The sequence below is a fragment of the Mesorhizobium sp. KR9-304 genome (genome assembly GCF_040049215.1).
GTDB lineage: Bacteria > Pseudomonadota > Alphaproteobacteria > Rhizobiales > Rhizobiaceae > Mesorhizobium_K.
Window position 1 is genome coordinate 699,076 of record NZ_JBDZDN010000001.1, and the last position, 23,679, is coordinate 722,754.

General features: G+C 65.3%; 23 protein-coding genes. 8 read left to right on the plus strand and 15 right to left on the minus strand.

Translation table 11 applies throughout. The features are described from left to right. Position 1: 1 nt before the first annotated feature. Complete coding sequence (locus tag ABLE71_RS03345) at positions 2-856, minus strand: sugar phosphate isomerase/epimerase (RefSeq protein ID WP_348781937.1); 855 nt, start codon at positions 854-856, stop codon at positions 2-4. A gap of 225 nt (positions 857-1,081) precedes the next feature. On the opposite strand from ABLE71_RS03345, the gene ABLE71_RS03350 reads away from it, so the two are divergent. After that, on the plus strand, positions 1,082-1,396 hold the full coding sequence (locus ABLE71_RS03350) for a hypothetical protein (protein WP_348781938.1): 315 nt from the start codon (positions 1,082-1,084) through the stop codon (positions 1,394-1,396). Positions 1,397-1,462: 66 nt separating this feature from the next. On the opposite strand, the gene ABLE71_RS03355 is transcribed toward ABLE71_RS03350, so the two are convergent. The 6 genes from ABLE71_RS03355 to ABLE71_RS03380 all read right to left on the minus strand — a co-directional run bounded on the left by ABLE71_RS03355 (position 1,463) and on the right by ABLE71_RS03380 (position 7,987). After that, positions 1,463-2,890 carry a gamma-aminobutyraldehyde dehydrogenase gene (locus ABLE71_RS03355; protein ID WP_348781939.1) on the minus strand — a complete coding sequence of 476 codons (1,428 nt, stop codon included), beginning with the start codon at positions 2,888-2,890 and terminating at the stop codon, positions 1,463-1,465. A 19-nt stretch (positions 2,891-2,909) separates the two neighbouring features. Then, positions 2,910-3,722 carry an ABC transporter permease gene (locus ABLE71_RS03360; protein WP_348781940.1) on the minus strand — a complete coding sequence of 271 codons (813 nt, stop codon included), beginning with the start codon at positions 3,720-3,722 and terminating at the stop codon, positions 2,910-2,912. After that, positions 3,712-4,683: an ABC transporter permease gene (locus ABLE71_RS03365; protein WP_348781941.1), complete on the minus strand. Its 972-nt coding sequence runs from the start codon at positions 4,681-4,683 to the stop codon at positions 3,712-3,714. Before ABLE71_RS03365 ends, ABLE71_RS03360 begins: the two co-directional genes overlap by 11 nt. Then, positions 4,680-5,675, minus strand: coding sequence for an ABC transporter ATP-binding protein (locus tag ABLE71_RS03370; RefSeq protein WP_348781942.1), 996 nt, complete (start codon positions 5,673-5,675; stop codon positions 4,680-4,682). Before ABLE71_RS03370 ends, ABLE71_RS03365 begins: the two co-directional genes overlap by 4 nt. Before the next feature lie 170 nt (positions 5,676-5,845). Beyond that, positions 5,846-7,006 (minus strand): ABC transporter substrate-binding protein, encoded by a 1,161-nt coding sequence (locus tag ABLE71_RS03375; RefSeq protein ID WP_348781943.1) that lies wholly within the window; start codon positions 7,004-7,006, stop codon positions 5,846-5,848. A gap of 135 nt (positions 7,007-7,141) precedes the next feature. Next, positions 7,142-7,987: a class I SAM-dependent methyltransferase gene (locus tag ABLE71_RS03380; protein ID WP_348781944.1), complete on the minus strand. Its 846-nt coding sequence runs from the start codon at positions 7,985-7,987 to the stop codon at positions 7,142-7,144. A 75-nt stretch (positions 7,988-8,062) separates the two neighbouring features. Between ABLE71_RS03380 and ABLE71_RS03385 the strand changes: the two genes are divergently transcribed. Continuing rightward, positions 8,063-8,524 carry a helix-turn-helix domain-containing protein gene (locus ABLE71_RS03385; protein ID WP_348781945.1) on the plus strand — a complete coding sequence of 154 codons (462 nt, stop codon included), beginning with the start codon at positions 8,063-8,065 and terminating at the stop codon, positions 8,522-8,524. Here the strand turns inward: ABLE71_RS03385 and ABLE71_RS03390 are convergent. Beyond that, positions 8,521-9,426 (minus strand): LysR family transcriptional regulator, encoded by a 906-nt coding sequence (locus tag ABLE71_RS03390; protein WP_348781946.1) that lies wholly within the window; start codon positions 9,424-9,426, stop codon positions 8,521-8,523. The two genes, ABLE71_RS03385 and ABLE71_RS03390, sit on opposite strands and share 4 nt — an antisense overlap. Positions 9,427-9,512: 86 nt before the next feature. On the opposite strand from ABLE71_RS03390, the gene ABLE71_RS03395 reads away from it, so the two are divergent. Both ABLE71_RS03395 and ABLE71_RS03400 read left to right on the plus strand, forming a co-directional pair. Further along, positions 9,513-9,962, plus strand: a complete 450-nt coding sequence (locus ABLE71_RS03395) for an Rrf2 family transcriptional regulator (protein WP_348781947.1) — start codon at positions 9,513-9,515, stop codon at positions 9,960-9,962. Beyond that, entirely contained in the window at positions 9,952-10,863 is a 912-nt protein-coding gene (locus tag ABLE71_RS03400) for an NAD(P)/FAD-dependent oxidoreductase (protein ID WP_348781948.1), read from the plus strand. Before ABLE71_RS03395 ends, ABLE71_RS03400 begins: the two co-directional genes overlap by 11 nt. 14 nt (positions 10,864-10,877) lie before the next feature. Here the strand turns inward: ABLE71_RS03400 and ABLE71_RS03405 are convergent, their stop codons facing one another. Beyond that, positions 10,878-11,645, minus strand: coding sequence for a DeoR/GlpR family DNA-binding transcription regulator (locus ABLE71_RS03405; protein WP_348781949.1), 768 nt, complete (start codon positions 11,643-11,645; stop codon positions 10,878-10,880). Positions 11,646-12,005: 360 nt separating this feature from the next. Between ABLE71_RS03405 and ABLE71_RS03410 the strand changes: the two genes are divergently transcribed. Next, positions 12,006-12,896, plus strand: coding sequence for a phosphotransferase family protein (locus ABLE71_RS03410; RefSeq protein WP_348781950.1), 891 nt, complete (start codon positions 12,006-12,008; stop codon positions 12,894-12,896). After that, entirely contained in the window at positions 12,893-15,346 is a 2,454-nt protein-coding gene (locus ABLE71_RS03415) for an FAD-dependent oxidoreductase (RefSeq protein WP_348781951.1), read from the plus strand. The genes ABLE71_RS03410 and ABLE71_RS03415 overlap by 4 nt, the downstream gene beginning before the upstream one ends. 23 nt (positions 15,347-15,369) lie before the next feature. Here ABLE71_RS03415 and ABLE71_RS03420 read toward each other — a convergent pair whose 3' ends face one another. Further along, positions 15,370-16,002 carry a methyltransferase domain-containing protein gene (locus ABLE71_RS03420; protein ID WP_348781952.1) on the minus strand — a complete coding sequence of 211 codons (633 nt, stop codon included), beginning with the start codon at positions 16,000-16,002 and terminating at the stop codon, positions 15,370-15,372. A gap of 92 nt (positions 16,003-16,094) precedes the next feature. On the opposite strand from ABLE71_RS03420, the gene ABLE71_RS03425 reads away from it, so the two are divergent. Beyond that, positions 16,095-17,000 (plus strand): phosphotransferase family protein, encoded by a 906-nt coding sequence (locus ABLE71_RS03425; RefSeq protein ID WP_348781953.1) that lies wholly within the window; start codon positions 16,095-16,097, stop codon positions 16,998-17,000. A 31-nt stretch (positions 17,001-17,031) separates the two neighbouring features. On the opposite strand, the gene ABLE71_RS03430 is transcribed toward ABLE71_RS03425, so the two are convergent. Next, positions 17,032-17,943, minus strand: coding sequence for a DMT family transporter (locus ABLE71_RS03430; RefSeq protein ID WP_348781954.1), 912 nt, complete (start codon positions 17,941-17,943; stop codon positions 17,032-17,034). 202 nt (positions 17,944-18,145) lie between these two features. On the opposite strand from ABLE71_RS03430, the gene ABLE71_RS03435 reads away from it, so the two are divergent. Next, entirely contained in the window at positions 18,146-18,790 is a 645-nt protein-coding gene (locus ABLE71_RS03435; protein WP_348781955.1) for a hypothetical protein, read from the plus strand. A gap of 4 nt (positions 18,791-18,794) precedes the next feature. Here the strand turns inward: ABLE71_RS03435 and ABLE71_RS03440 are convergent, their stop codons facing one another. Genes ABLE71_RS03440 through ABLE71_RS03455 form a run of 4 tightly spaced genes read right to left on the minus strand, consistent with a single transcriptional unit; the run spans position 18,795 to position 23,594 of the window. Next, complete coding sequence (locus tag ABLE71_RS03440) at positions 18,795-20,078, minus strand: amidohydrolase family protein (RefSeq protein WP_348781956.1); 1,284 nt, start codon at positions 20,076-20,078, stop codon at positions 18,795-18,797. After that, on the minus strand, positions 20,075-21,016 hold the full coding sequence (locus ABLE71_RS03445; protein ID WP_348781957.1) for an ABC transporter permease: 942 nt from the start codon (positions 21,014-21,016) through the stop codon (positions 20,075-20,077). Before ABLE71_RS03445 ends, ABLE71_RS03440 begins: the two co-directional genes overlap by 4 nt. Beyond that, positions 21,016-22,065: an ABC transporter permease gene (locus tag ABLE71_RS03450; RefSeq protein WP_348781958.1), complete on the minus strand. Its 1,050-nt coding sequence runs from the start codon at positions 22,063-22,065 to the stop codon at positions 21,016-21,018. The genes ABLE71_RS03445 and ABLE71_RS03450 overlap by 1 nt, the downstream gene beginning before the upstream one ends. Before the next feature lie 14 nt (positions 22,066-22,079). Next, on the minus strand, positions 22,080-23,594 hold the full coding sequence (locus ABLE71_RS03455) for an ABC transporter ATP-binding protein (protein WP_348781959.1): 1,515 nt from the start codon (positions 23,592-23,594) through the stop codon (positions 22,080-22,082). Positions 23,595-23,679: the final 85 nt, after the last annotated feature.

The window sequence follows — 23,679 nt, forward strand, 5'->3', positions numbered from 1 at the left end:
TTCAGCGCCCCGCCTTCTTCCAGTGGCTCTTGATGTGCTGGAAGCCTTCCTTGTAGACGGCTTCCGGGCTCTCGGCGAAATCGCGCCAGACTTTTGTCGCCGCGGCGAGATCCTTCAGCCCACGCCCGAAGGATTCGATGGTGAGCCAGTCGTCGTAGCCGCTCTCTCGGATGGCGGCAAAAGTCTTCTTCCACGGGATGTTGCCGCGGCCGGGCACGCCGCGGTCGTTCTCCGAGATGTGGATGTGGCAGATGTTCCCGGCATGCTTCGTATAGGCGCCGATCGGGTCGGCTTCCTCGATGTTGGCGTGGAAGGTGTCGTACATCGCCCTGATGTGCGGACGGTCGATCTCGTCGACATGGGCGGAGAGGTCGGCCATGGTGTTGAGCAGGTAGCATTCGAAGCGGTTCAGCGCCTCGAGGCCGATGGTGACGCCCTTGTTGCCGGCATGGTCGCCGATGGCACGCTGCGAGGCCACCGAACGCTTCTTCTCGGCCGGAGTAGGGCCGGCACCTGAGAAGGCGCCCAAGGTCGAATGCATCGGACCTGAAAGGCTGTTTGCGCCAAGCGCGGCAGCGCAGTCGATCGCCCATTTCATGTAGGCGATGCCCTTCTTGCGGGTCGCGGCGTCGGGTGAGATCAAATTCATGCCGGGGTCGCCCATGGCGGTGACGGCGGTGCGCTCCAGCCCGATCCTGTCCAGCATGTCGCCGAGGCGCTTGTAGTCATCGGGCGCGCCCTCGAAGATCGGGATCTCGACGCCGTCATAGCCGGTCGCCTTGATGTCCTTGAGCAGCCTTGTGTGCTTCCCGGTGACGTTGGTCGTCCACAGGAACATGCAGAACCCGATTTTCATGCGTCCTCCCTCTGTTGCGCGCCAAGCTAGCCGGAAAACTCTGGTCCTACCAGATGGAATGGAAGGACGCCTGCGAGGCTACGTGCGGCGTTCGCAGCGGTCTGATAGGATCCTTGCTGTCCTGGGTCGCCGACACGGGAGCGCGCATCGTGCGCCAGTTCATTGTCCAGGCTTGGGGACGGGCGAACAACGAGAGTTCGACAACATCAATCGTGGGAGACGAGCATGTTCAGTGCGAGATGGCAGATCGACGCGAAGTTCGGAAACAAGCAGCGCGTGCTGGAACTCATGCGGCAGTGGGAACGCGACGTCGGCTCGCAGGTCGGCCTCGCCGAGATGAAGTTCCAGATCATGACCGGCTCGATCGGAGCGCGGGAGGCCACCGTCGAGGCGCATCACCAGGTTGAAAGCCTCGCCAAACTGGAGGATTTCTTCGCCCGCATCGGCAAGCTCGACGCGCACGCGAGATGGGGCAAGGAGATGGAGCCCTTCGTCGTCTCCGGCACCAGCCAGTGGCAGATATTCCGCGTCGTCGAATAGCAGCGCCGACATGAAGGCGGACGCCAAACGGCGCCCGCTTTCTCCCACGCTCTCCCGAGAGCGATGCTACCCGTGTGCGATCATGACGTGGCGCACGGCGGTGTAGTCCTCCAGCGCATAGAGCGACATGTCCTTGCCGTAGCCGGACTGCTTGAGGCCGCCATGCGGCATCTCGTTGGTCAGCATGAAATGCGTGTTGATCCAGGTGCAGCCGTACTGGAGGCGCGCGGCGGTCGACATGGCGCGCGACACGTCCTTGGTCCAGACCGAGGAGGCGAGGCCGTAGTCCGAATCGTTCGCCCAGGTCACCGCCTCGTCGACGTCGGAGAAACGCGTTACCGAGACGACCGGGCCGAACACCTCGCGGCGCACGATCTCGTCTTCCTGCAGCGCGCCGGCGACCACCGTCGGCTGGTAGTAGAAGCCGGTGCCGTCGCCGACCTTGCCGCCGGTGGTGATCTCGATGTGCTTGAGCTCGGAAGCGCGCTCCACGAAGGACGCCACACGGTCGCGCTGGCGCTTGGAAATCAGCGGGCCGATCTCGTTCTCGGTGTCGTCCTTCTTGTCGTAGCGGATAGTCGAGACGGCGGACGAGAGATCGGCGACGAGCTTGTCGTAGATCTTCTTGCCGGCATAGACGCGGCAGGCGGCGGTGCAGTCCTGGCCGGCATTGTAGTAGCCGAAGGCGCGCAGGCCGCCCACCACCGCGTCGACGTCGGCGTCGTCGAAGACGATGACCGGGGCCTTGCCGCCGAGCTCCAGATGGGTGCGCTTGACCGACTTGGCGGCGGCCTCCAGCACCTTCTTGCCGGTGGCGACATCGCCGGTGATCGAGATCATGTTGACCTTGGGGTGGTTGATCAGCGCATTGCCGACCGTATTGCCGCGGCCGAGCACGACGTTGACGACGCCTTCGGGCAGGATGCCGGCAAGGATCTTCGCCAGCTTAAGCGCCGTCAGCGGCGTCTGCTCGGACGGCTTGAAGACGACCGTGTTGCCGCCGCCGATCGCCGGTGCGAGCTTCCACGCCATCATCATCAACGGGTAGTTCCACGGCGCGATGGAGGCGACGATGCCGATCGGGTCGCGGCGCACCATCGAGGTGTGGCCGGTGAGATATTCGCCGGCGACTTGGCCGGGCATGGAGCGCACCGCGCCGGCGAAGAAGCGGTAGCAGTCGACGATCGCCGGGATCTCATCGTTAAGCACGGCGTTGACCGGCTTGCCGCAGTTGAGAGCCTCGAGCGCGGCGAACTCTTTTGCCTCGGCCTCGATGCGCTCGGCGATCTTCAGCAGATAGACGGAGCGCTGCGCCGGCGTGGTGCGCGACCAGGTGGCGAAGGCTTTTCCGGCCGCTGCAACGGCCTTGTCGATCTGGCCCTGGGACGCCTCCGGCATGTCGAGGATGGTCTTGCCGGTGCGCGGGTTGAGCACGGCTTCGGCGGTCTCGGTGCCGGCTTCGAATTTCGAGCCGATGAGCATCTGGGTGTCCATGAATTCCTCCTTGAGCGTGCTATTTGCCGGAACCGGCGATCTGGTCGCCGTCGCGGGTAAGGTAATAGGCGGCGAGAATCGGCAGCAGCGTCACCAGAACCACGACCATGGCCACCACATTGGTGACCGGGCGCTGGCGTGGCCGCACGAGTTCCTCGAGCATCCAGATCGGCAGGGTCTGCTGCTGGCCGGCGGTGAAGGTGGTGACGATCACTTCATCGAAAGACAGCGCGAAGGCGAGCATGCCGCCGGCGACGAGCGCGGTGCCGATGTTGGGCAGGATGCAGTAGCGGAACGTCTGGAAGCCGTTGGCGTCGAGGTCCATCGAGGCTTCGACGAGCGAACCCGAGACGCGGCGGAAGCGCGCTACCGCATTGTTGTAGACGACGACCACGCAGAAGGTGGCGTGTCCCAGGATGATTGTCCACATGGAGAACGGGATTTCGGCCAGGCTGAAAGCCGAACGCAGCGCTATGCCGGTGATGATGCCGGGAAGCGCGATCGGCAGGATGACCAGCAGCGAGATGGTCTCGCGGCCGAAGAATTTCGAGCCGCTGACGGCGGCGGCACAGAGCGTGCCGAGCACCAGCGCGATGGCGGTGGAGATCGCCCCGACCTGCACCGAGAGGCCGAGCGCCTGCCAGACATCCGGCCGGTTCCAGGTGACGGCGAGCCACTGGGTTGTGAAGCCGGGCGGCGGCCACTGGTAGCTCTTTTCCTCGGTGGTAAAGGCGTAGACGAAAATCAACAGGATGGGCAAATGCAGGAAGAGCAGGCCTGCGGCGGCGGCGATCTTGAGAGAAAGGGGGGCGGACTGGAGGTCAGAGCGCATCGAACGCTCCCATACGCTTGGCGCCCCAAAGGTAGAAACCCATGACGACGATCGGCACCACGGTGAAGGCGGCGGCGAGCGGGATGTTGCCGGCCGTGCCCTGATGTGCGTAGACGGCCATTCCGATGAAAAGCTGCGAATTGCCTATGATCTGAGGGATGATGTAGTCGCCCAGCGTCAGCGAGAAGGTGAAGATCGAGCCGGCGACGATGCCGGGCAGCGCCAGCGGGAAGAGCACGTTGCGGAAGGTTTGCGCGGGCGTCGCGCCGAGGTCCGACGAAGCCTCGACCAGATTGGCCGGCACGCGTTCGAGTGAGGCCTGAACCGGCAGGATCATGAAGGGCAGCCAGACATAGACGAAGACGATGAACGTGCCGGTGAAGGAAAAGCTCAGCGAATTGCCGCCGACGATGGGCAACGACAGCCACGCGTCGACGAGCCACATCAGATGCACCTTCTCGAAAAACCAGGTGAGGATGCCTTCCTTGGCGAGGATGAGCTTCCAGGCGTAGATCTTGACGAGATAGCTCGACCACAGGGGCAGCATGATGCCGAGATAGAACAGCGCCTTCCATTTACCGCGCGCGTAGCGGGCCGCGTAATAGGCGATCGGGAAGGCGACGACTACCGAGGCAAGCGTAACCACGGCCGCCATGACGACGGTGCGCAGGATGATGTCGATGTTCGACGGCTGCAGCAGGTCGGCATAAGTCTTCAGCGTGAACTGCCGGTTGATCATGCCGGAGAACTCGTCGATCGAAAAAAAGCTCTGCAGCAAGAGCGCGAACAGCGAGCCGAGATAAACGATGCCGAGCCAGAGCACCGGTGGCGCCAGCATCAGGAAGAGAAGCAGCTTCGGCCTGCGCCAGAAGGTGTCGGACAGGTGTCCCCATAGACCGCCGCGATCGGGGAGGATCGCACCCTTCGCGCCAACGCGGTGCGCTACGTCCGCGGCGGTCATCCCGCGTCATCCATCAGATGGAGGTCAGCCGGCGTGAAGCCGATGCGGACGGACTGGCCTTCGGCGGGCAGTGGCTGGCCGGCGGGCAGAAGCGCGTTGATGCGTTGGCCCTCGACGTCGAGGCCGAGACGCGTCGTACCGCCGAGATAGGAGCGCGAGACAACGGTTGCGGCGATCGCGCTGCCTTCGCCGTCGACGATGCGCACCGCTTCCGGGCGCAGGCTCGCCCAGCGGCGCTGACCGCCGTGGCGGGCGACGAAGTCGGGCGGCAGCACGTTGGAAGAGCCGACGAAATCGGCGACGAAGCGCGAGTTCGGCCGCTGGTAGATATCCTCGGGCGAGCCGACCTGCATGATGCGGCCATCGTTGAAGACAGCGATGCGGTTCGCCATCGACAGCGCCTCGCCCTGGTCGTGGGTGACGAAGACGAAGGTGATGCCAAGCGCCTTTTGCAGCGACTTCAGTTCCTCCTGCATGTTCTCCCGCAGCTTGAGGTCGAGCGCGCCGAGCGGCTCGTCCAGCAGCAGCACCTTCGGCCGGTTGACCAGCGCGCGGGCAAGCGCGACACGCTGGCGCTGGCCGCCGGAGAGCTGGCCGGGACGGCGCGCGCCGTAACCCGGCAGCTTGACCATTTCGAGCGCGGTTTCGGCCTCGCGCTCGCGTTCCGTCCTGCCAACGCCCTTGACCATCAGGCCGTAGGCGACGTTGTCGAGCACGTTCAGATGCGGGAAGAGCGCATAGTCCTGGAAGACTGTGTTGACGTTGCGCCTGTAGGGCGGGACGCCCTCGGCTTGGCTGCCGAAAATCTCGATGCTTCCCGATGTCGGCTGCTCGAAGCCGGCGATGAGGCGCAGACAGGTCGTCTTGCCGGAACCGGAGGGTCCGAGCATGGCGAAGAATTCGCCCTCGCCGATATCGAGGTCGACGGCATCGACGGCCTTGACCTGGCCGAAGTGACGCGAGACCTGCTTGAACGAGACAGCTGGGGTCATCCGCGAAGTTCCATCGCTATTCCGCAGCGGAGCGCCGCCCCTCACCTGCCTGCCGGCATCCCTCTCCCGTAAGAACGGGGAGAGGAGAGATGGCCGCAACGTCGGCGCCCCCTCTCCCCGTTCTTACGGGGAGAGGGTAAGGGTGAGGGGCAGTGCCGAGCCTGCGATTCTTAACGTCCGCCGATGACGCCGATATAGTCGGAGACCCAGCGGTAATAGGGTACGCACTGGTTGTTCTGGGTGGCGCAGTTGGTGGTCGGCGTCTTCCAGAACCTGATCTTCTCAAAGTTCTCGTAGCCGTTTGTCTTGCAACCCTCGTCGGTCAGCAGCGCATTGCCCTTGCATGCGGCGGGAACGGACGGAACGGTGCCGAACCAGGCCGAGACATCGCCCTGCACCTTCGGCGACAGGGAATGCTCCATCCACATATAGGCGCAATTGGGATGCGCGCTGTCGGCATGCAGCATGGTCGTATCCGCCCAGCCGGTGATGCCTTCTTCCGGGAAGACGGAAGCGACGGGCTGCTTTTCGGACGCAAGCAGGTTGACCTGGAACGGCCAGGAGCCCGACGCGACCACGCCCTCGTTCTTGAAGTCGTCGATCTGGATGAAAGCGTCGTGCCAGTAGCGGCCAACCAGCGTGCGCTGGACGCGCAGCAGGTCCAGCGCTGCCTTGTACTGGTCCTCGGTGAGTTCGTAGGGATCCTTGATGCCGAGTTCCGGCTTGTGGAACATCAGGTAGTTGGCGGCGTCGGCGACATGGATAGGGCCGTCATAGGCCTGGACACGGCCCTTGTTCGACTTGCCGTCGCCGAGCGTCATCTCCTCGAAGACTACGTTCCAGCTCTTGGGCGCTTCCTTGAAGACATTGGTGTTGTACATCAGGACGTTGGCGCCCCACACATAGGGAGTGCCGTAGTGCACGCCGTCGACGGTGTGCCAAGGCGCGTTCTGGAGCCGCTCGTCGATGGTCGACCAGCTCGGGATCAGCGCGGTGTTGATCGGCTGGACACGCTTGCCGGCGACGAGGCGGAGCGAGGAATCGCCGGAGGCGGTGACAAGGTCGAAGCCGCCCTCGTTCATCAGCGCGACCATCTCGTCTGAGGTCGCGGCGGTCTTGACGCTGACCTTGCAGCCGGTCTTGGTCTCGAACTCCGTCACCCAGTCGTAATTCTTGTCGGTCTCGCCGCGCTCGATATAGCCGGCCCAGGCGATAATCGACACTTCGCCTTCGCCGGTGCCGAGCGACTGGAGCATTTCCTGGGCGACCGCCTGGCCTGAGAAGCTGACGGCGAGCGCGATAGCAGTGCAGGATTTCAGGAACGATTTCATCGTGACATCTCCCATTGACAGGGGCGGCTCTCTAGCGACCGCATGATCCCTGGATGAAACGTGCCGTGAAAGCGCCGCTTTCGCAAATTCATTTATCAGAAGGGCGTTATCGGAAATTCCGATAACGCTACGGCATCAGGCGAGCGCCTTAACCAGCCAGCAGGCTGCATTGAAGCGGGCTGCTCCGTCCTTTCGAAAGCCGGCAAACGCGGGGGGCAGGGACGCCATGATCTTTTCGGCGGTCGCGCGGTCAACCTCGCGCAGCGCGGCGCCGACCGGCCCGAGCCGCGTAACATAGGTCATCAGATTGTCTTCGGAGGTCTCGCACCGGACGTCTGCTCGCTCAACCTCGATCGAGGACCAGCCGCTCGCTTCGAGTATCCGCGAGACCTTGGCGCCGTCCGCGAACGCGAACTGTCCGGGCGCATTCGGGTCAGGCGGCGGCGCAGGCGGCAGGAAGGGGGCGGCTGCGCGCGCAGCGGCGGTCATGAAGTCGTTCTCGGCAGGGCTACGCCAAGCGACGAAGGCAAGCCTGCCACCCGGCCTCGCAGCGCGCCGGATATTGGCGAAGGCGGCCACGGGATCGTCGAAAAACATGACGCCGAAGCGCGAAACAACCGCGTCGAAGCGACCGGGCTCGAACGCATAGGTCTGCGCATCGGCTGCGACGAATTCGGCATTCGCGGTTCGTTCCGCCTGTGCGCGCGCTGTCGCCAGAGCCACAAGCGGCTCAGAGATGTCGACGCCGACGCAGCGCCCGGACTTGCCGACGCGGCGCGCCATCGCCAGGGTCGTGGCCCCGGCGCCGCAACCTATGTCCAAAACAGCGCCGCCCTCGCCGGGGTAGCCGGCATCGACCACCAGCCGTTCGAACGGCGCCAGCACCTCGTCCAGGACCGGTTGCAGATCGACCCAGGCTTTGCCGCTGCCGTCGTTCCAGAGCGCGGCCTGCTGCAAGTTCGGCTGCGAAGACTGTTCCATGGCGGACCTCGTTTCCTGTTGCTCCGGCCTGTCTTCGCGAGCACTCTACGAGTTCAAGCCGACTTGAGGTCAAGCATGAAAGATCTGGATATCGTCGAAGTGTCGCGCCACACGGGCGTGCCCGCCTCGACACTGCGCTACTACGAGGAAAAGGGCCTGATCGCCTCGATCGGCCGGCGCGGCCTGAAACGGCTGTTCGACCCGGCCGTGCTGGAACGGCTCGCCCTGATTTCTCTCGGACGCGCCAGCGGATTCGCGCTGGCCGAGATTGCAGAGATGCTGACGCCCGAAGGCCTGCCGCGGATGGACCGCGCGCGCCTGGAGGCCAAGGCGGCGGAACTCGACCGCACCATCCCGCGCCTGACCGCGATGAGGGAAGGATTGCGGCATGCCGCCAAATGCCCGGCCGAGCGGCCAATGGATTGCCCGACATTCCGGCGGGCCGTCCGACTTGCCGGCGCCGGCCGCTTCGAGGCGGCTCCAATCGCGCCGTTCAAGGCGGAAGAGGTGGGGTCCGGACCGCGCGCGCGGCACTAACGGCGCGCCATGTGCTGCGTTTGCGCGATGCCGATGAAGTCGCGCGCCGCCTGCGGCAGGCCGGAGCCGCGCCGCCAGACCATGCCAACCTGGACGACGGGAAGCGAGCCGGAGATATCGCGCGATTCGATGCGATCGCCTTCCAGCGACCAGGGGCGGTAGACGAGGTCGGGAAGCAGCGCGACGCCGGCGCCGGTGGCGACGAGGCTGCGGACGGCCTCCACCGAGCGGGTGCGAAAGGCAACGTGCGGGCGGGCGCCAAGCGCGTTGAGGAGCTTGCCGGTATTCTCCTCGATCTCGTCGACCGTCAGCATGATCAGCGGCTCGGCCGCGATGTCGCCGAGATTGATAATCTCGGCGCTGGCCAGGCGATGGCCGAGCGGCAGCCAGAGCCGGTAGGCGGAGACCTCCAGGATCTCGGACTGCAGCGCCATGCGGTCGCGCAGGTTGGATGTGACCATGACGGCGATGTCGAGCTTGCCGCCGACGAGCAGATGCTCGAGGTAGTCGCCATTGTCCTCGATGGCCGATATCTCGACGGCGGGGTGGGCGCGCCGATAGCGCGCCAGGAGATCGGACAGCACATAGCCGGCGACGAGTGAGGTGACGCCGAGTTGAAGCCGGCCGGTGGTCGTCTCGCGGTCGCTGAAAAATGTACGCCGCGCATCCGAGACGTCAGCAAGAATCTTGGTGGCATGGCGCAGGAACTGGTGGCCCTTGTGGGTGATGTTCAGCCCGCGCGGATGGCGTTCGAACAGTTCGACGCCGAGGTCGCTTTCCAGCTCCTTGATCGCTTCGGTGACGGCCGACTGCGAGATCGACAGATTCTGGGCAGCCCGCGAGACCGTGCCCTGTTCGGCGACGGCGACGAAATATTGCAACTGCCTGATGGTGAAGGCCATGGCCTCAGATAGCAGCGCGCCAAGCCGATGGGAACGGGCCGGGCAGAGCGCTTGACAGTCCGATCTTTCGTAACTATAAAAGTTGCATGAAACGAAACGGCAAGCTTTCCGCCTCCCTGCACGCGCTCGTCCACATGGCGCAGATGCCCGGGCGCGCCATGACATCGGAAGAGATCGCCTCCTGGCTGCATACAAATCCGGTGGTCGTGCGCCGCATGGTGGCGGGTCTCAGGGACGCCGGGATCCTTTCCTCTACGCGCGGGCACGGCGGCGGCTGGACGATTGCGCGTCCGGCGGACAAGATCACGCTGGCCGAGGTCGCAGCCGCGCTCGACGAGCGGCTGATCCCGTTCAGCACCGAACCCGAGAACCCCCGCTGCCTCGTGGAGCGCGCCGTCAACGAGGCGCTCGACGGGGTTCGCGACGAGATCGAACAACTGCTTTCACGTCGCCTGGCCAAGGTGACGCTGGCGGACCTGGCCGCCCGCTGCGGCCCCGGCATCACAGCCTATCTGGAGAACAACCATGCACATTGACGTCGCCGTGATCGGCGGAAGCTTCGCCGGCCTGTCCGCCGCCCTGCAACTGGCGCGCGCCCGGCGCAGCGTAACCGTGTTCGACGCCGGCGAGCCGCGCAACCGCTTCGCCGCGGCTTCGCACGGCTTCCTGACGCGCGACGGCGCGCGGCCCGCCGACATGCTGGCCGAGGCGCGGCGGCAGCTCGCGGCGTATCCCACCGCGCGCTTCGAACCGGTGCGCGTGGAGACGGCGACCGGAAACAGCGACGCGTTCGCGCTGATCTGTTCGGACGGCCGCAGCATGACCGCGCGACGCATCGTGCTTGCCCATGGCGTCATCGATTCCCTGCCGGACATTCCGGGGCTCGCGGACGAATGGGGCAAGCGCGTCGCGCACTGCCCCTACTGTCACGGCTACGAGTTCGGCGGCGAAGCGCTCGGCGTGCTCGCCGCCAACGGGCCGGTCGCACTGCACCAGGCAATGCTGGTGCGCGAATGGGGTCCGGTGACGCTGTTCCTGAACGGCATGCTTGAGCCGAACGCCGACGAGGCGAAGCTGCTCGATGCGCATGGCGTGACCATCGAACGCGCCAAGGTCGAAGCCGTGGTCTCGGGCGCCAATGGACTGACGATGCGGCTTGCGGGAGGACGCGGGGTCGAGATCGCCGGGCTGTTCACACAGCCTCGCGCGCGGCTGTCGAGCGCCATCGCGGAGCTGCTCGGCTGCGCGCTGACCGAGGGGCCGTTCGGTCCGTTCGTCACGGTCGACGACCGCAAGCGCACGACGGCGAGCGGGGTGTTCGCGGCGGGCGACCTTGCCCGGCCGGCGCCCAGCGTCGCGCTTGCGGTGGCCGACGGCGCACTGGCCGGGGCGACGGCCCATCAGTCGCTGGTGTTCGACCAGGCTGTCGCGGCGTGACTGTGAACTCCGGCCTAGCGCGGATTGGCGACCAGCAGCGTGGCGCCTGCCTTTTCGATGGCGGCGGCGATGTCGCGCGGCGGCGGCAGGTCGGTGGCGAGCTCGCCGAAGGCATCGAAGCCGCAGACCTGGACGAGGCCCTGACGGCCGAATTTGGTGTGGTCGGTGACGACCACCGCCCGCGAGCCGCGCGTCAGCACGACACGTGCGAACTCCGCCTCCTCCAGGACATAGTCCATGACGCCGTGCTCCACGTCGATGGCGCCGGCGGTGATGACGGCGTGGTTGACGCTGAAGCGGCTGATGAACTCGATCGCCGAGACGCCGAAGGCGGCGCCTGAATCGCTGCGCAATTCACCGCCGGCCATATAGACCTTGTTGCCGTTCACGGTGGCCAGCGTGCGCGCGATGTCGGAAGAATTGGTGACCACCGTCAGGCGGCGGTGGTTGAGCAGTTCACGGGCGAGGAAGCTGGTCGTCGTGCCGGTGTCGAGCATCACGGATTCGCCGTCGCCGATCGTCGCGGCGACGAGTTTGGCAATCGACCGCTTGGCGTCGGCCTGCTCGCGCATGCGCCGCTCGAAAGGCGCCTCGCCGACCACCGACGGCAGGCCGATCGCACCGTGCATTTTGAGCACCGAGCCGTCCCTGGCGAGCGGCTTCACGTCCCGCCGTACGGTTTCCAGCGAGACGCCCAGCCTGTCGGCCAGGCGGGCGATCGTAATCGTACCCTCATCCTGAAGCAGCTTCAGGATCTCGGCGTGCCGTTTGGAATAATTCATCCGCCTCGTTGCGCCTCGTACGCCCGGGTCCGCCGTCCCCTTGGCCGCCGCTTCTACACCTTTTCGATGCCGATTAAGGGAGAAATCGTCGCCGATGTCGACTCGATCTTTTACACGATTTGCACCAATTCCTGCCTGTTTAAGCCTTAGCATGCGATATTTGCGGCTATGAAGACCTCAAACGGGCACAAATGCAGGAAAAGCCACAAAATCGCGTTGACAGGACTTCACGCCTATTCGACAGTGCCGGCTCGTCTCGGGGAGCCCCTTCGACCGCCGACGTTTCACGGCCGGAGCCTGTCGTCAAGGAATCACACAGTTGGAAACACGGCTCTCAACAACGCACCATGAGGCAGGCTCGTGAGAGCGGCGGAATACCGCATCCGCGCACTGCCGGTATGGAATGGAGCAATCTCGATCGAGCCACTGAAAGGCGGCCTGAGCAATGAAAGCTTCCTGGTCGCCGACGCCGACAGCAAGCATGTCGTGAGGTTCGGGAAAGACTTTCCGTTTCACCATGTCTTCCGCAAGCGCGAGATCATGGCCGCGCGAGCAGCCGCCGACGCAGGCTTCGCGCCCAAGGTGGAATTTGCCGAGCCCGGAGTCATGGTGTCGGCCTTCATCGAGGCGAGAACGTACGGGCCGGAGGACGTGCGCGCAAACCGGCTGAGGATAGCCAGGCTGGCGCGCGCGTTTCACAAGGAGATGCCGAAGCACGTGTCGGGCGCCGGCTTCATGTTCTGGGTGTTCCATGTCAACCGCGACTATGCGCGGACGCTCGATGCCGGCAAGAGCCGCATGGCGGACAGGCTGCCGGAGTTCATGGCGCTCAACGAAGCGCTGGAAGCCGTGCAGCAGCCGCTGCCTGTTGTCTTCGGGCACAACGACCTGTTGCCGGCGAATTTCCTCGACGACGGAACGAAGCTCTGGCTCATCGATTTCGAATATGCGGGCTTCAATACAGCGATGTTCGACCTCGCCGGAGCGGCGTCGAATGCCGGCATGACCGCGGGAGAGTCGGAAGAACTGCTCGCCGAATATTTCGGGCACGCGCCCGATGAACGGCTTCGCCGTTCCCACCTGGCCATGCAGTGCGCCTCGCTGCTGCGCGAGGCGATGTGGAGCATGGTTTCGGAACTGCACCTCTCCGCGCCCGGCGCGGACTACGTGACCTATACGGCAGAAAACCTGGCGCGGCTCGACGCGGCGCTCGAAACCTATCAAACGACATACGGAAAGCTCGCCTCATGACATTGCCAAGCCAGGCCGCGATCGTCGTCATCGGCGGCGGCATCATCGGCTGCTCGACCGCCTATCACCTGGCGCGCGATCACAAGGCGGACGTCATCCTGCTCGAGCAGGGCAAGCTGACCTCGGGCTCGACCTGGCATGCGGCGGGGCTGGTCGGGCAGCTCCGCTCGTCGGCTTCGATCACGCGGGTGCTCAAATATTCGGTCGAGCTGTACAAGGGGCTGGAGGCAGAGACAGGACTGGCGACCGGCTGGAAGATGACCGGTTGCCTGAGGCTCGCGACCAACCAAGACCGCTGGACGGAGTTCCGCCGGCTGGCGACGACGGCGAAAAGCTTCGGCATGGACATGCAACTCATCTCGCCGGCCGAGGCGAAAAAGATGTGGCCGCTGATGGACGTGTCCGATCTCGTCGGCGCCTCCTGGCTGCCGACCGACGGCCAGGCGAGCCCCTCCGACATCACCCAGTCGCTCGCCAAGGGCGCGCGCATGCACGGCGCAAGGATTTTCGAGGGCGTGCGCGTCACCGGCTTCGAGATGAAGGACGGCCGCATCGTCAAGGTGAGGACCAATCAGGGCGCCATCGCCTGCGACAAGGTGGTGAACTGCGCCGGGCAGTGGGCGCGGCAGGTGGGGGCGATGGCCGGCATCGACGTGCCGCTGCAGCCGGTGAAACACCAGTACATCATCACCGAAAAGCTCGACGGGCTGGCGAACGACGCGCCGACGATCCGCGACCCCGACCGGCGCACCTACTTCAAGGAGGAGGTCGGCGGGCTGGTGATGGGCGGCTACGAGCCCGACCCGCAGCCCTGGCAGACCAATCTTCCCGGCGGCGACGTGCCCGACGAATGGGAGTTTCGCCTGTTCGACGACGATTACGACCATTTCGAGCAGCATATGAGCCAGGCGATCGCGCGCGTGCCGGCGCTGGAGACGGCTGGCGTCAAGCAGATGATCAACGGTCCCGAAAGCTTCACGCCAGACGGCAACTTCATCCTGGGCTCGGCGCCCGAATGCAAGAACATGTTCGTGGGCGCCGGCTTCAACGCCTTCGGCATCGCATCGGGCGGCGGCGCCGGATGGGTGCTGGCGCAATGGGTGGTTGACGGCGAGGCTCCGCTCGACCTTTGGGTTGTCGACATCCGACGCTTCTCGGGCCTGCACCGCGACCGGCAATGGGTCCGCGACCGCACGCTGGAGGCCTATGGCAAGCACTACACGATCGGCTTCCCGCATGAGGAGTACGAGAGCGGGCGTCCCAGCATCGTCTCCCCGCTCTACGAGCGGCTGAAGAAGCACCGCGCGGTGTTCGGCTCGAAGCTCGGCTGGGAGCGGCCGAACTGGTTCGCGCCTGCCGGCGTCGAGCCGAGGGATGTCTATTCGATGGGCCGGCAGAACTGGTTCGAGGCGGTCGGGGAGGAGCACCGGCATGTGCGCGAGAAGGTCGGCATCTTCGACCAGTCGTCCTTCGCCAAATACGAGCTGTCGGGCAGGGACGCACAGAGGGCGCTCGACTGGATCTGCGCCAACGACGTGGCGAAGGCGGCGGGGCGGCTGACCTATACGCAGCTTCTCAACACGCGGGGCGGCATAGAGGCGGACCTGACGGTGGCGCGCCTGGCGGAGGACAAATTCTACATCGTTACCGGCACCGGCTTCCGCACGCACGACCTCGCCTGGATCGGGGACCATATCGGAGCCGGGCTCGACGCGAAGCTTGTAGACGTGACGGAAGACTACGGCACGCTGTCGCTGATGGGACCGAAAGCACGGAACGTGCTGGCGAAGGTGACCGAGGCGGATGTCTCCAACGCCGCCTTCCCATTCGGCCATGTCAGGGAGATCGCCATCGCCGGACATGTGGTGCGGGCTCTGCGCGTGACCTATGTCGGCGAACTCGGCTGGGAGCTGCACGTGCCGATCGCCGCCACCGGCGAGGTGTTCGACGCGCTGATGGCGGCGGGAGCCGCGCATGACATAAGGCCAGTCGGCTACCGCGCGCTGGAATCGCTGCGGCTGGAAAAGGGCTACCGCGCCTGGGGCTCCGACATCACGCCGAACGACACGCCTTTCGAGGCAGGTCTCGGCTGGGCAGTGAAGCTGAGGAAAAACACCGACTTCCTCGGCCGGCGCGCGCTGGAGAAAGTGGCCGGCGACACGCTGAAAAAACGCTTTGCCGGCTTCACGGTGGACGATCCCGATATTGTGCTGCTCGGCCGCGAAACGATCCTGCGCAACGGCGAGCCGGTCGGCTACCTGACCTCCGGCGGCTACGGCTACACGATCGCCAAAAACATCGGCTACGGCTATGTGCGCAACGCCGATGGCGTCAGCGACAATTTTCTGACCGCCGGGGACTATGAGTTGGTGGTGGCGATGGATCGCACGCCGGCGAAGATCTGGCTGGAGCCGATGTACGATGCGACGGCGGAACGTGTGAAGGGGTAGGGCGATCCCTCGAGGGGTAAGGCTCAGCGCTGCTTCAGCACCAGTCCCCGGCTCGGCACGGTACCGGTTTCGCCGGGCATAGAGACATAGGGCTCGGTTTCTTCGGCGCTGACAACCAGCCCCTGCCCTTCGAGTTCGGCGATGCGGGCGGCGAAGCCGCCCTCCCAGAGCGTGTTCTTGACGGTCAGCACGATGACGCCGCCCGGACGGCAGATGCGGATAAGCTCGTCGAGCCCCTCGACGCCGACATGGCCCGAGGTGAAGACGCCGGCCGAGACGATGCCGGCGAAATGGCCGTCGGCGAAAGGCAAGGGGCCGCCGAGCGCCAGGCGGTGGAATGCCTTGTAGGCGCCCTTCCCCGCCGCCTTGGCGAGCATGCCCTCGGAAATGTCCAGCGCCTCGACATGCGGGTATCCGATGATGCCGAGCCATTCGCCGATCAGGCCGGTGCCGGCGCCTGCGTCGAGCAGGGGCGAGGCGCCGCGCGGCAGATGGCGCGCCAAGAGCGCCAGGCAGATCGAGGGGTGGCGATAGCCGGCGACCGCCATCTCATGGTCGTAGGTTTCCGACCAGCGGTCGTAGAGGGCCGCGACCTCGTCGGCGCCCTTCGCTTCATAGACCGCGCCGAGCGCGCCGCCGTGCTTGCCGTCCGCCATCGACCGTTTCCCCTGTGTCCGCTGGATCATAGCCAAGGGACCAAAACTGTGGAACGGTTTGGCGGAAGAAAAGGCGGGAGTCGGGCGAATTCATGAGCGACGATCTGGCACTGGCGCGGGTGGCTATCGCCGGCGTGCCTTTCCTGAAGGGCTATGACGGGCCGATCGTCAGGCTGGGCGGGCTGACCAACCTGGTCTTCCAGGCAGGCGAACATTGCATCCGCGTGCCGGGCAAGGGCACGGAGGAATATATCAACCGCGCCAATGAGGCGGTCGCGGCGCGCGAGGCGGCGAAGGCAGGCGTCAGCCCCGAAGTGCTGTATTTCGACGACAAGGGCGTGATGGTGACCCGTTTCGTCGACGGTGCGCAGACCATGTCGCCGGCGGCCTTCAAGCTGAACGAAGGGGCGCCGGGACGAGCGGGCCAGGCATTCCGCAAACTGCATGTTTCAGGCGCCGTCTTTCCGTTCCGCTTCTACCTCTTCTCGATGATCGACGACTATCTGAAGGTGTTGTCGACCAAGGACGTGGTGCTGCCGAAGGGGTACCACGACGTGCTCAGGGAAGCCGAGGACATCAGGACCGCGCTGTCGCGCCACCCCGCGCCGCTCACGGCCTGCCACTGCGATCCGCTGTGCGAGAACTTCCTCGATACGGGCGAGCGCATGTGGATCGTCGACTGGGAATATTCGGGAATGAACGACCCGATGTGGGACCTCGGCGACCTGTCGGTGGAGGGCAAGTTCGACGACCGCCAGGAGGAAGAGATGCTGCGCGCCTATTTCTCCGGCGAACCTCGGCCGGCGGAGCGCGGGCGCGTGGTGATATACAAGGCGATGTGCGATCTCCTGTGGACGCTCTGGGGCCTGATCCAACTCGCCAACGGAAACCCGGCCGATGATTTCCTGGCATATGCCGACAGCCGCTTCGGCCGCTGCCGGAGACTGATGCAGACGAAGGATTTTTCGCGGCATGTCGAAGCGGTGCGCAAGGGGTAGTTTCAAAACCTTCGGACGCCGCCGCGCGATCTCAGTTCACGCCTTTGGGAACATCCTCCGGCGGCACCGTCGAAACGGTCTTCTGGCGGTGGAAGATGAAGAGGCCGGCGAGCACGACGATGGCCGATCCCAGAAGGATGCGCGTGCCCGGCACGTCGCCGAAGAAGACCCAGCCGAAGACCACGGCCCACAGCAGCAGCGTATAGTGGAGAGGAGCGAGCAGCGCGGCGGGCGCGAGCTTCAGCGCGCGCACGATCATCAGATGCGCGACGCAGGATACGACGCCCAGCAGCAGCATCCCGCTCCATTCGACCGATGTCGGCGATTTCCAGCCGCCGAACGCCAGGACCATGCCCGCGCCGAGGACCAGCGAGCAGATCGTCTGCCATGTGACCAGCGTGGTGTCGCTCGTGCCCCGCAGCATGCGGCCGAGAATGATCGTCAGGGCGAAAAGAATGCTGCCTGCGACGGCGTAGATCGATGCCAGCGAGAAGGAGCCGGTCGGCTGCAGCATGACCAGCACGCCGCAGAAACCGACGACAATGGCCGTCCAGCGGCGCCAGCCCACGGCCTCGCCGAGCAGCAGGTGAGAGAGCGCCGCGACGTAGATCGGCCCGGCCATGTAGAAGCTGAACACGTCGGCAAGCGGCAGATAATACACCGAAGCATAAAACAGGATGGTCTCGATCGCGGTCAGCGTGGCGCGGGCGACCTGCAGCCAAGGCCGGTCGACGTCGAACAGCGCGCGCGGACCCTGGCGGGCGATCATCGGGCCGAGGACGATAAAGGCGCCTATGGAGCGGATGAAGACGACCTGGCCGACCGACAGCGTGACGACGAGCCATTTGCCCATCGCGTCGTTGAGCGAGAACATGAAGTCGCCGCCAAGCATCAGGAGGACGCCGAGCAGGATCTGGTTTGCAGGATTGCGGAGAAAAGTCATCATGTCCGCCGCGGGTGGGGCAAGCGGGTTGGTAGACGCGATCAGGCCGTGTGGCGAGAGGAATTCAACCGCGCCCTTGGGCCAGGCGAGATTGTTTTGGTGACAGCAAGCGCGACGACCATTCGCGGGCTTTGGCAAAGGCTGCGGATTTTAATCAAAACACGAGTTTCCTGGATCCTGTGGTTCACCCTCGGCGGACTCAGTGATATGGTCCGCCGCGATGAAGCGTCTGTCGGTACTTGTCGGTGCGTTTATGCTGTCCGCGCTCAGCGGGCTTGCATGGGGATTCGACTACCGGATCGATCCGAACGCCTCGCATGGTTCCCAGTTCCGCTTTGCCTTCGCCTCGAAATCTCCGCTGAAGGCAAGCCCCGGCCCCGTTGAAGCGGTGGATGCCGGAATCCCGCATGAATATGCCTCGGCGATGACCTGGTATCGCGTGGCGCTGGCGCAGGGCTACGAACCGCCGCTGGTGGTGCGGTCCTGGGTCTATAGCGACCAACTGCCGGAGCCGCTGCAATGGGCCTGGAGCGCGCCGAATGGCGACCTCGTCGCCCGGACCGGCAAGGGTTCGTTCCTGCTGTCCTTCGAGGACAGCCGCAACAACTGGTTTCGCGAATTGAACTGCCGGCTGGTGCAGTGGCCGGGCGGCGACGCGCAGGCAATCATGAACTGCAACGACGGTACGCAGCGCACCATGCTGATCCCCGAGGAGGGCGGCGTCGTGATCGGCAACGTGCAATACCAGCGTGCCTTCCAGCAAGCGCCTGTCAATTTCGAGGACGCCCTGCCAGAGGGCTACGTGCCGGCTGAATACGCAACGTCCCCCGAAGAGCCGGTCGAATAGAAAATCAGTTGGGCCGGTTGTGGCGCCGGTTGACCTGGCCGGGGCGGCCGGGAAGCGAAAGCCGCGTGTCCCGGCGCGGGCGTTCGGCCACGACCTTGCCCCTGGCGACGACGCAGAGCCGTTCGGCGCGCAGGCGTAGCGCTTCGACCGGGTCGCCGGCGTCGAGCACGATGAAGCTGGCGCGCTTGCCGACCGCGAGGCCCAGATGGTCGAGGCCCATGATGGCGGCGTTGACATTGGTCACCATATCGAAGCAGCGCGCCATGTCTGATGGCGAGGACATCTGCGCGACATGCAGCCCCATGAAGGCGACGTCGAGCATGTCGGCGGTGCCGAGCGAATACCAGGGGTCAAGCACGCAATCCTGGCCGAATCCGACGCGGATACCCAAGGCCAGCATCTCCTTCACCCGCGTCATGCCGCGACGCTTGGGGTAGGTGTCGTGGCGGCCCTGCAGCATGATGTTGATCAGCGGGTTGGGGATCGCCGAGACGCCCGCTTCGGCAATCAGCGGCAAGAGCTTGGAGACGTAATAATTGTCCATCGAATGCATGGACGTCAGGTGCGAGCCGGCCACCCTGCCGGCCAAGCCGAGCCGCTGCGTCTCGTAGGCGAGTTGCTCGATATGGCGCGACAGCGGATCGTCGGTCTCGTCGCAATGCATGTCGACCATCAGGCCGCGTCTCGCGGCGATCTCGCAAAGCTCGGTCACGGAACGCGTGCCGTCCGCCATGGTGCGCTCGAAATGCGGGATGCCGCCGACGACATCGACGCCGAGATCGAGCGCGCGGATGGTGTTTTCGCGCGCCGTCGGCGAGCGGTAGAGACCGTCCTGCGGAAAAGCGACGAGCTGGAGGTCGATATAGGGCGCGATTTCCTTCTTGACCTCGAGCAAAGCCTCGACGGCGAGCAGCCGGTCGTCGCAGACATCGACATGGGTGCGGATGGCGAGCAGGCCCATGGAGACGGCCCAGTCGCAATAGGCAAGCGCCCTTTCCTTCACCGCCTCGTGGGTCAGGAGCGGCTTCAACTCGCCCCAGAGCGCGATGCCTTCGAGCAGCGTGCCCGACGCGTTGATGCGCGGGATGCCGTAGGAGAGCGTCGCGTCCATGTGGAAATGGGGATCGACGAAGGGCGGTGAGACAAGGCAGCCGGAGGCGTCGACGACACGGCCGGCCTCGGCCGAAATCGAAGGCTCGATGGCGGCGATGGTTTCGCCGCTGATGCCGATGTCGGCCGATGTGCCGTCGGGCAGGACGCCGCCCTTGACGATAAGGTCAAAACTCATCTTTCGCCTTTCTGGTAGGGCATCATCAGCGCCTTGGGATAGGTCGCGCGGCGGGCGACCAGGATCAGCGCCAGGATCGACAGCGCGTAGGGCATCATCAGGAAGATCTGGTAGGGCACCACGCCGCCGGTGAGCTGCTGGAGGCGGACCTGGTAGGCATCGAAGGCGGCGAAGAGGATGGCGCCAAGCAGCGCCTTGCCCGGGCGCCAGGAGCCGAAGACGACGAGCGCGATGCAGATCCAGCCGCGGCCATTGATCATCTCGAAGAAGAAGGAGTTGAAGGCCGACATGGTGAGGAAGGCGCCGCCGATGGCCATCAGCGCGCTGCCGGCGACCACCGCGCCCATGCGGATGGCGGCGACGCTGATGCCTTGCGCCTCCACGGCCGACGGGTTCTCGCCGGCGGCCCGGACCGCGAGGCCGAGCGGCGTGCGGTAGAGCACCCAGGCGGTGAGCGCGACGGTGAGGAAGGCGAGATAGGTGAGCGGCGTCTGCGAGAACAGCGCCTCGCCGACGACGGGTATCTGCGACAGGCCCGGGATCGGCAGCGGCTGGAAGGGCTCGATCTTGGGCGGCGAGGTGACCTCGGGCAGCGCCAGCCGGTAGGTGAAGTAGGTAAGGCTGGTGGCAAGCAGGGTGACGCCGATGCCGACGACATGCTGGGACAGGCCGAGCGGCACGGTGAGCGTGGCATGCAGCAGGCCGAACATGGCGCCGGCAAGGGCGGCGACCACAACGCCCATCCAGAGATCGCCGCCGGCATAGACGGTGAACCAGCCGGCGAAGGCGCCGGCCGTCATGATGCCCTCGATGCCGAGATTGAGCACGCCGGCGCGCTCGCAGATCAGCTCGCCCATGGTGGCGAAGATGAGCGGCGAGGCGATGCGGATGGCGGCGACCCAGAAGGAGGCGGTGAGGAGAATGTCGAGCGCTTCCATCACCTCCACCTCAGACGGTAGCGCGTGAAGAGGATCGCCACGACCATGGTGAGCAGCGCTGTCGCGACCATGACGTCGGCGATGTAGCTCGGCACGCCGGCCGATCGGCTCATGGCGTCGGCGCCGACGAAGATGCCGGCAACGAAGATCGCCGAGGCGACGACGCCGACAGGATTGAGCATGGCGAGCATGGCGACCACGATGCCCGAATAGCCGTAGCCGGGCGACAGATCGAGGGTAAGGTTGCCCTTGAGGCCGGAAACCTCGCAGAAGCCGGCGAGCGCTGCGAGCCCGCCCGAGAGAAGCGCCGTCTTCATCAGCACCGTGTTGACCGGAATGCCGGCGAAGGAAGCCGCCTGCGGATTGTGGCCCACGGCGCGCATCTCGTAGCCAAGCACCGTCTTCTTCATGACCACCCAGACGATAACCGCCGAGACGATGGCCAAGACGAAACCATAGTGCAGCCGCTTGCCCTGGATGATGCGCGGAAGCTGCGCTTCCGCGATGACCTTGGAAGACTGCGGCCAGCCGAGCCCCATCGGATCCTTCAGCGGACCTTCCAGCAGCATGGAAACGAAGAGGAGGACGATGAAATTGAGAAGCAGCGTGGTGACGACTTCGTCGACGCCGAAGCGGGTCTTCAGAACGGCCGGTCCAAGCAGGAGCAGCGCACCGGCCGCCATGGCGACCGCCATGATGACCGGTATGAGCAGGAAGGACGGCAATGGCAGCGCGCCGGTGCCGAGCACGACGGTGACGACACCACCGATATAGAGCTGGGCTTCGGCGCCGATATTCCAGAGCTTGGCCCGGAAGGCGACCGCGACGGCAAGGCCGGTGAAGATGAGAGGGGTCGCGCGGGTCAGCGTCTCCAGCAGCGCGAATTGCGAGCCGGCGGCGCCCTTCCAGACGAGGTAGAAGACGGAAAACGGAGAGGCGCCGGCGGCAAGCACCAGCAGCGACGCGATGACGACCGTCAGGATGATCGCCGACACGGGGAAGAGCAGCGTGGCTACGATGGACGGCGCGGGCTTCGGCTCAAGGCGCATGGAAGTGACCCATTTCAGGCGGCCTCCATGCCGTGGCCGGCCATGAGCTCGCCAAGCTCGCGCACGCTGCGTTCGCCGCGCGCCGAGGACGGGGAAAGACGCCCTTTGGACATCACGATGATGCGGTCGGAGAGAGCCAGAATCTCTTCGAGGTCTTCGGAAATCAGCAGGATGGCGGCGCCGCGCTCCCGCGCCTCGACGAGCTTGCGGTGGACGTAGCCGACGGCGCCGACGTCGAGCCCGCGCGTCGGCTGGTTGGCGAGGATCACCGTCGGATCGGGATCGAGCGCCCGGCCGAGGATGAGTTTCTGCATGTTACCGCCGGAGAGCAGTCGGATACGCGCTTCCGGCGAAGGACATTTGACGTCGTAGTCGGCAATGATCTGCTGCGCGAAGCCACGCGCGGCAGCCCAGTCGAGGAAGCCCCGCCGGCTGAAGCGCGGCGTGCGGTAGCGTTCCGCGATCACGTTCTCGGTGACGCTCATGTCGGCGATCGTGCCGACGGCGTGGCGATCCTCCGGGATGCGCGCAATGCCGGCCGCAAGTGCGGCGCGCGGTGACCAGTCGTGAACGGCGGCTCCGCGCACGATGATCTCGCCCGAGGCCGGCGCCTCAGTGCCTGATATCAGCGCGGCGAGTGCGGCCTGGCCGTTGCCCGAGACGCCGGCAAGTCCGGTGATCTGGCCGCCGCGCAACGACAGCGAGATGCGGTCGAGCGACACGCCGGCGCCGCGCCTGATGGTGGAGACGGCGTTGAGGACGAACTGCAGCGGGCCGGGCTCGGACGGCGGCACGGACGCCTGTTCGACCTCCTGCCCGACCATCAGCGCCGCAAGCTCGGCGCGATTCGTTTCGGCGGTGACGCGCTCGCCGGTCAGGCGGCCGGCTCGGAGCACCAGGACGCGGTCGCTGACCGCCATGACTTCGTTCAGCTTGTGCGAGATGAATATGATCGACAGCCCCTGACCGACAAGAAGCTTCAGCGTGGCGAAGAGCGCGTCGGTTTCGGCGGGCGTCAACACTGCCGTCGGCTCGTCCAGGATCAGGATCCTGGCGTCGCGGTAGAGCGCCTTCAGGATCTCGACGCGCTGGCGTTCGCCGACCGAAAGCGATGACACCTGGGCCTTGGGATCGACCGCGAGGCCGTACTCCCAGGACATCTTCTCGATGCGCTCGCGCGCGCCGAGGCGGTCGAGCTTCCAACTCCGCAGCCCTTGCGTGCCGAGCGCGATGTTCTCCAGTACCGTCAAGTTGTCGGCCAGCGTGAAATGCTGGTGCACCATGCCGATGCCGGAACCGATCGCGGCACTGGGATCTCCTGATGGAAGCGGTTTGCCTGATACCTCGACCGTGCCCTCGTCGGCGACATAGTGGCCGAAGAGGATGTTCATCAGCGTGGTCTTGCCGGCGCCGTTCTCGCCGAGCAGCGCTACCACCTCGCCGCGCGCGAGCTCGAAGGAGATCGCGTCGTTGGCGACGAGCGGACCGAAACGCTTGGTGATGCCGGAGAGGCGAAGGACGGGAGACATGGGCTGAATTCCTTCCTTCTCACTTCAAGAGCATGATCATTTCCGAAAACCGGTTCCCACTTTTCGGGATCATGCACATGAGGGA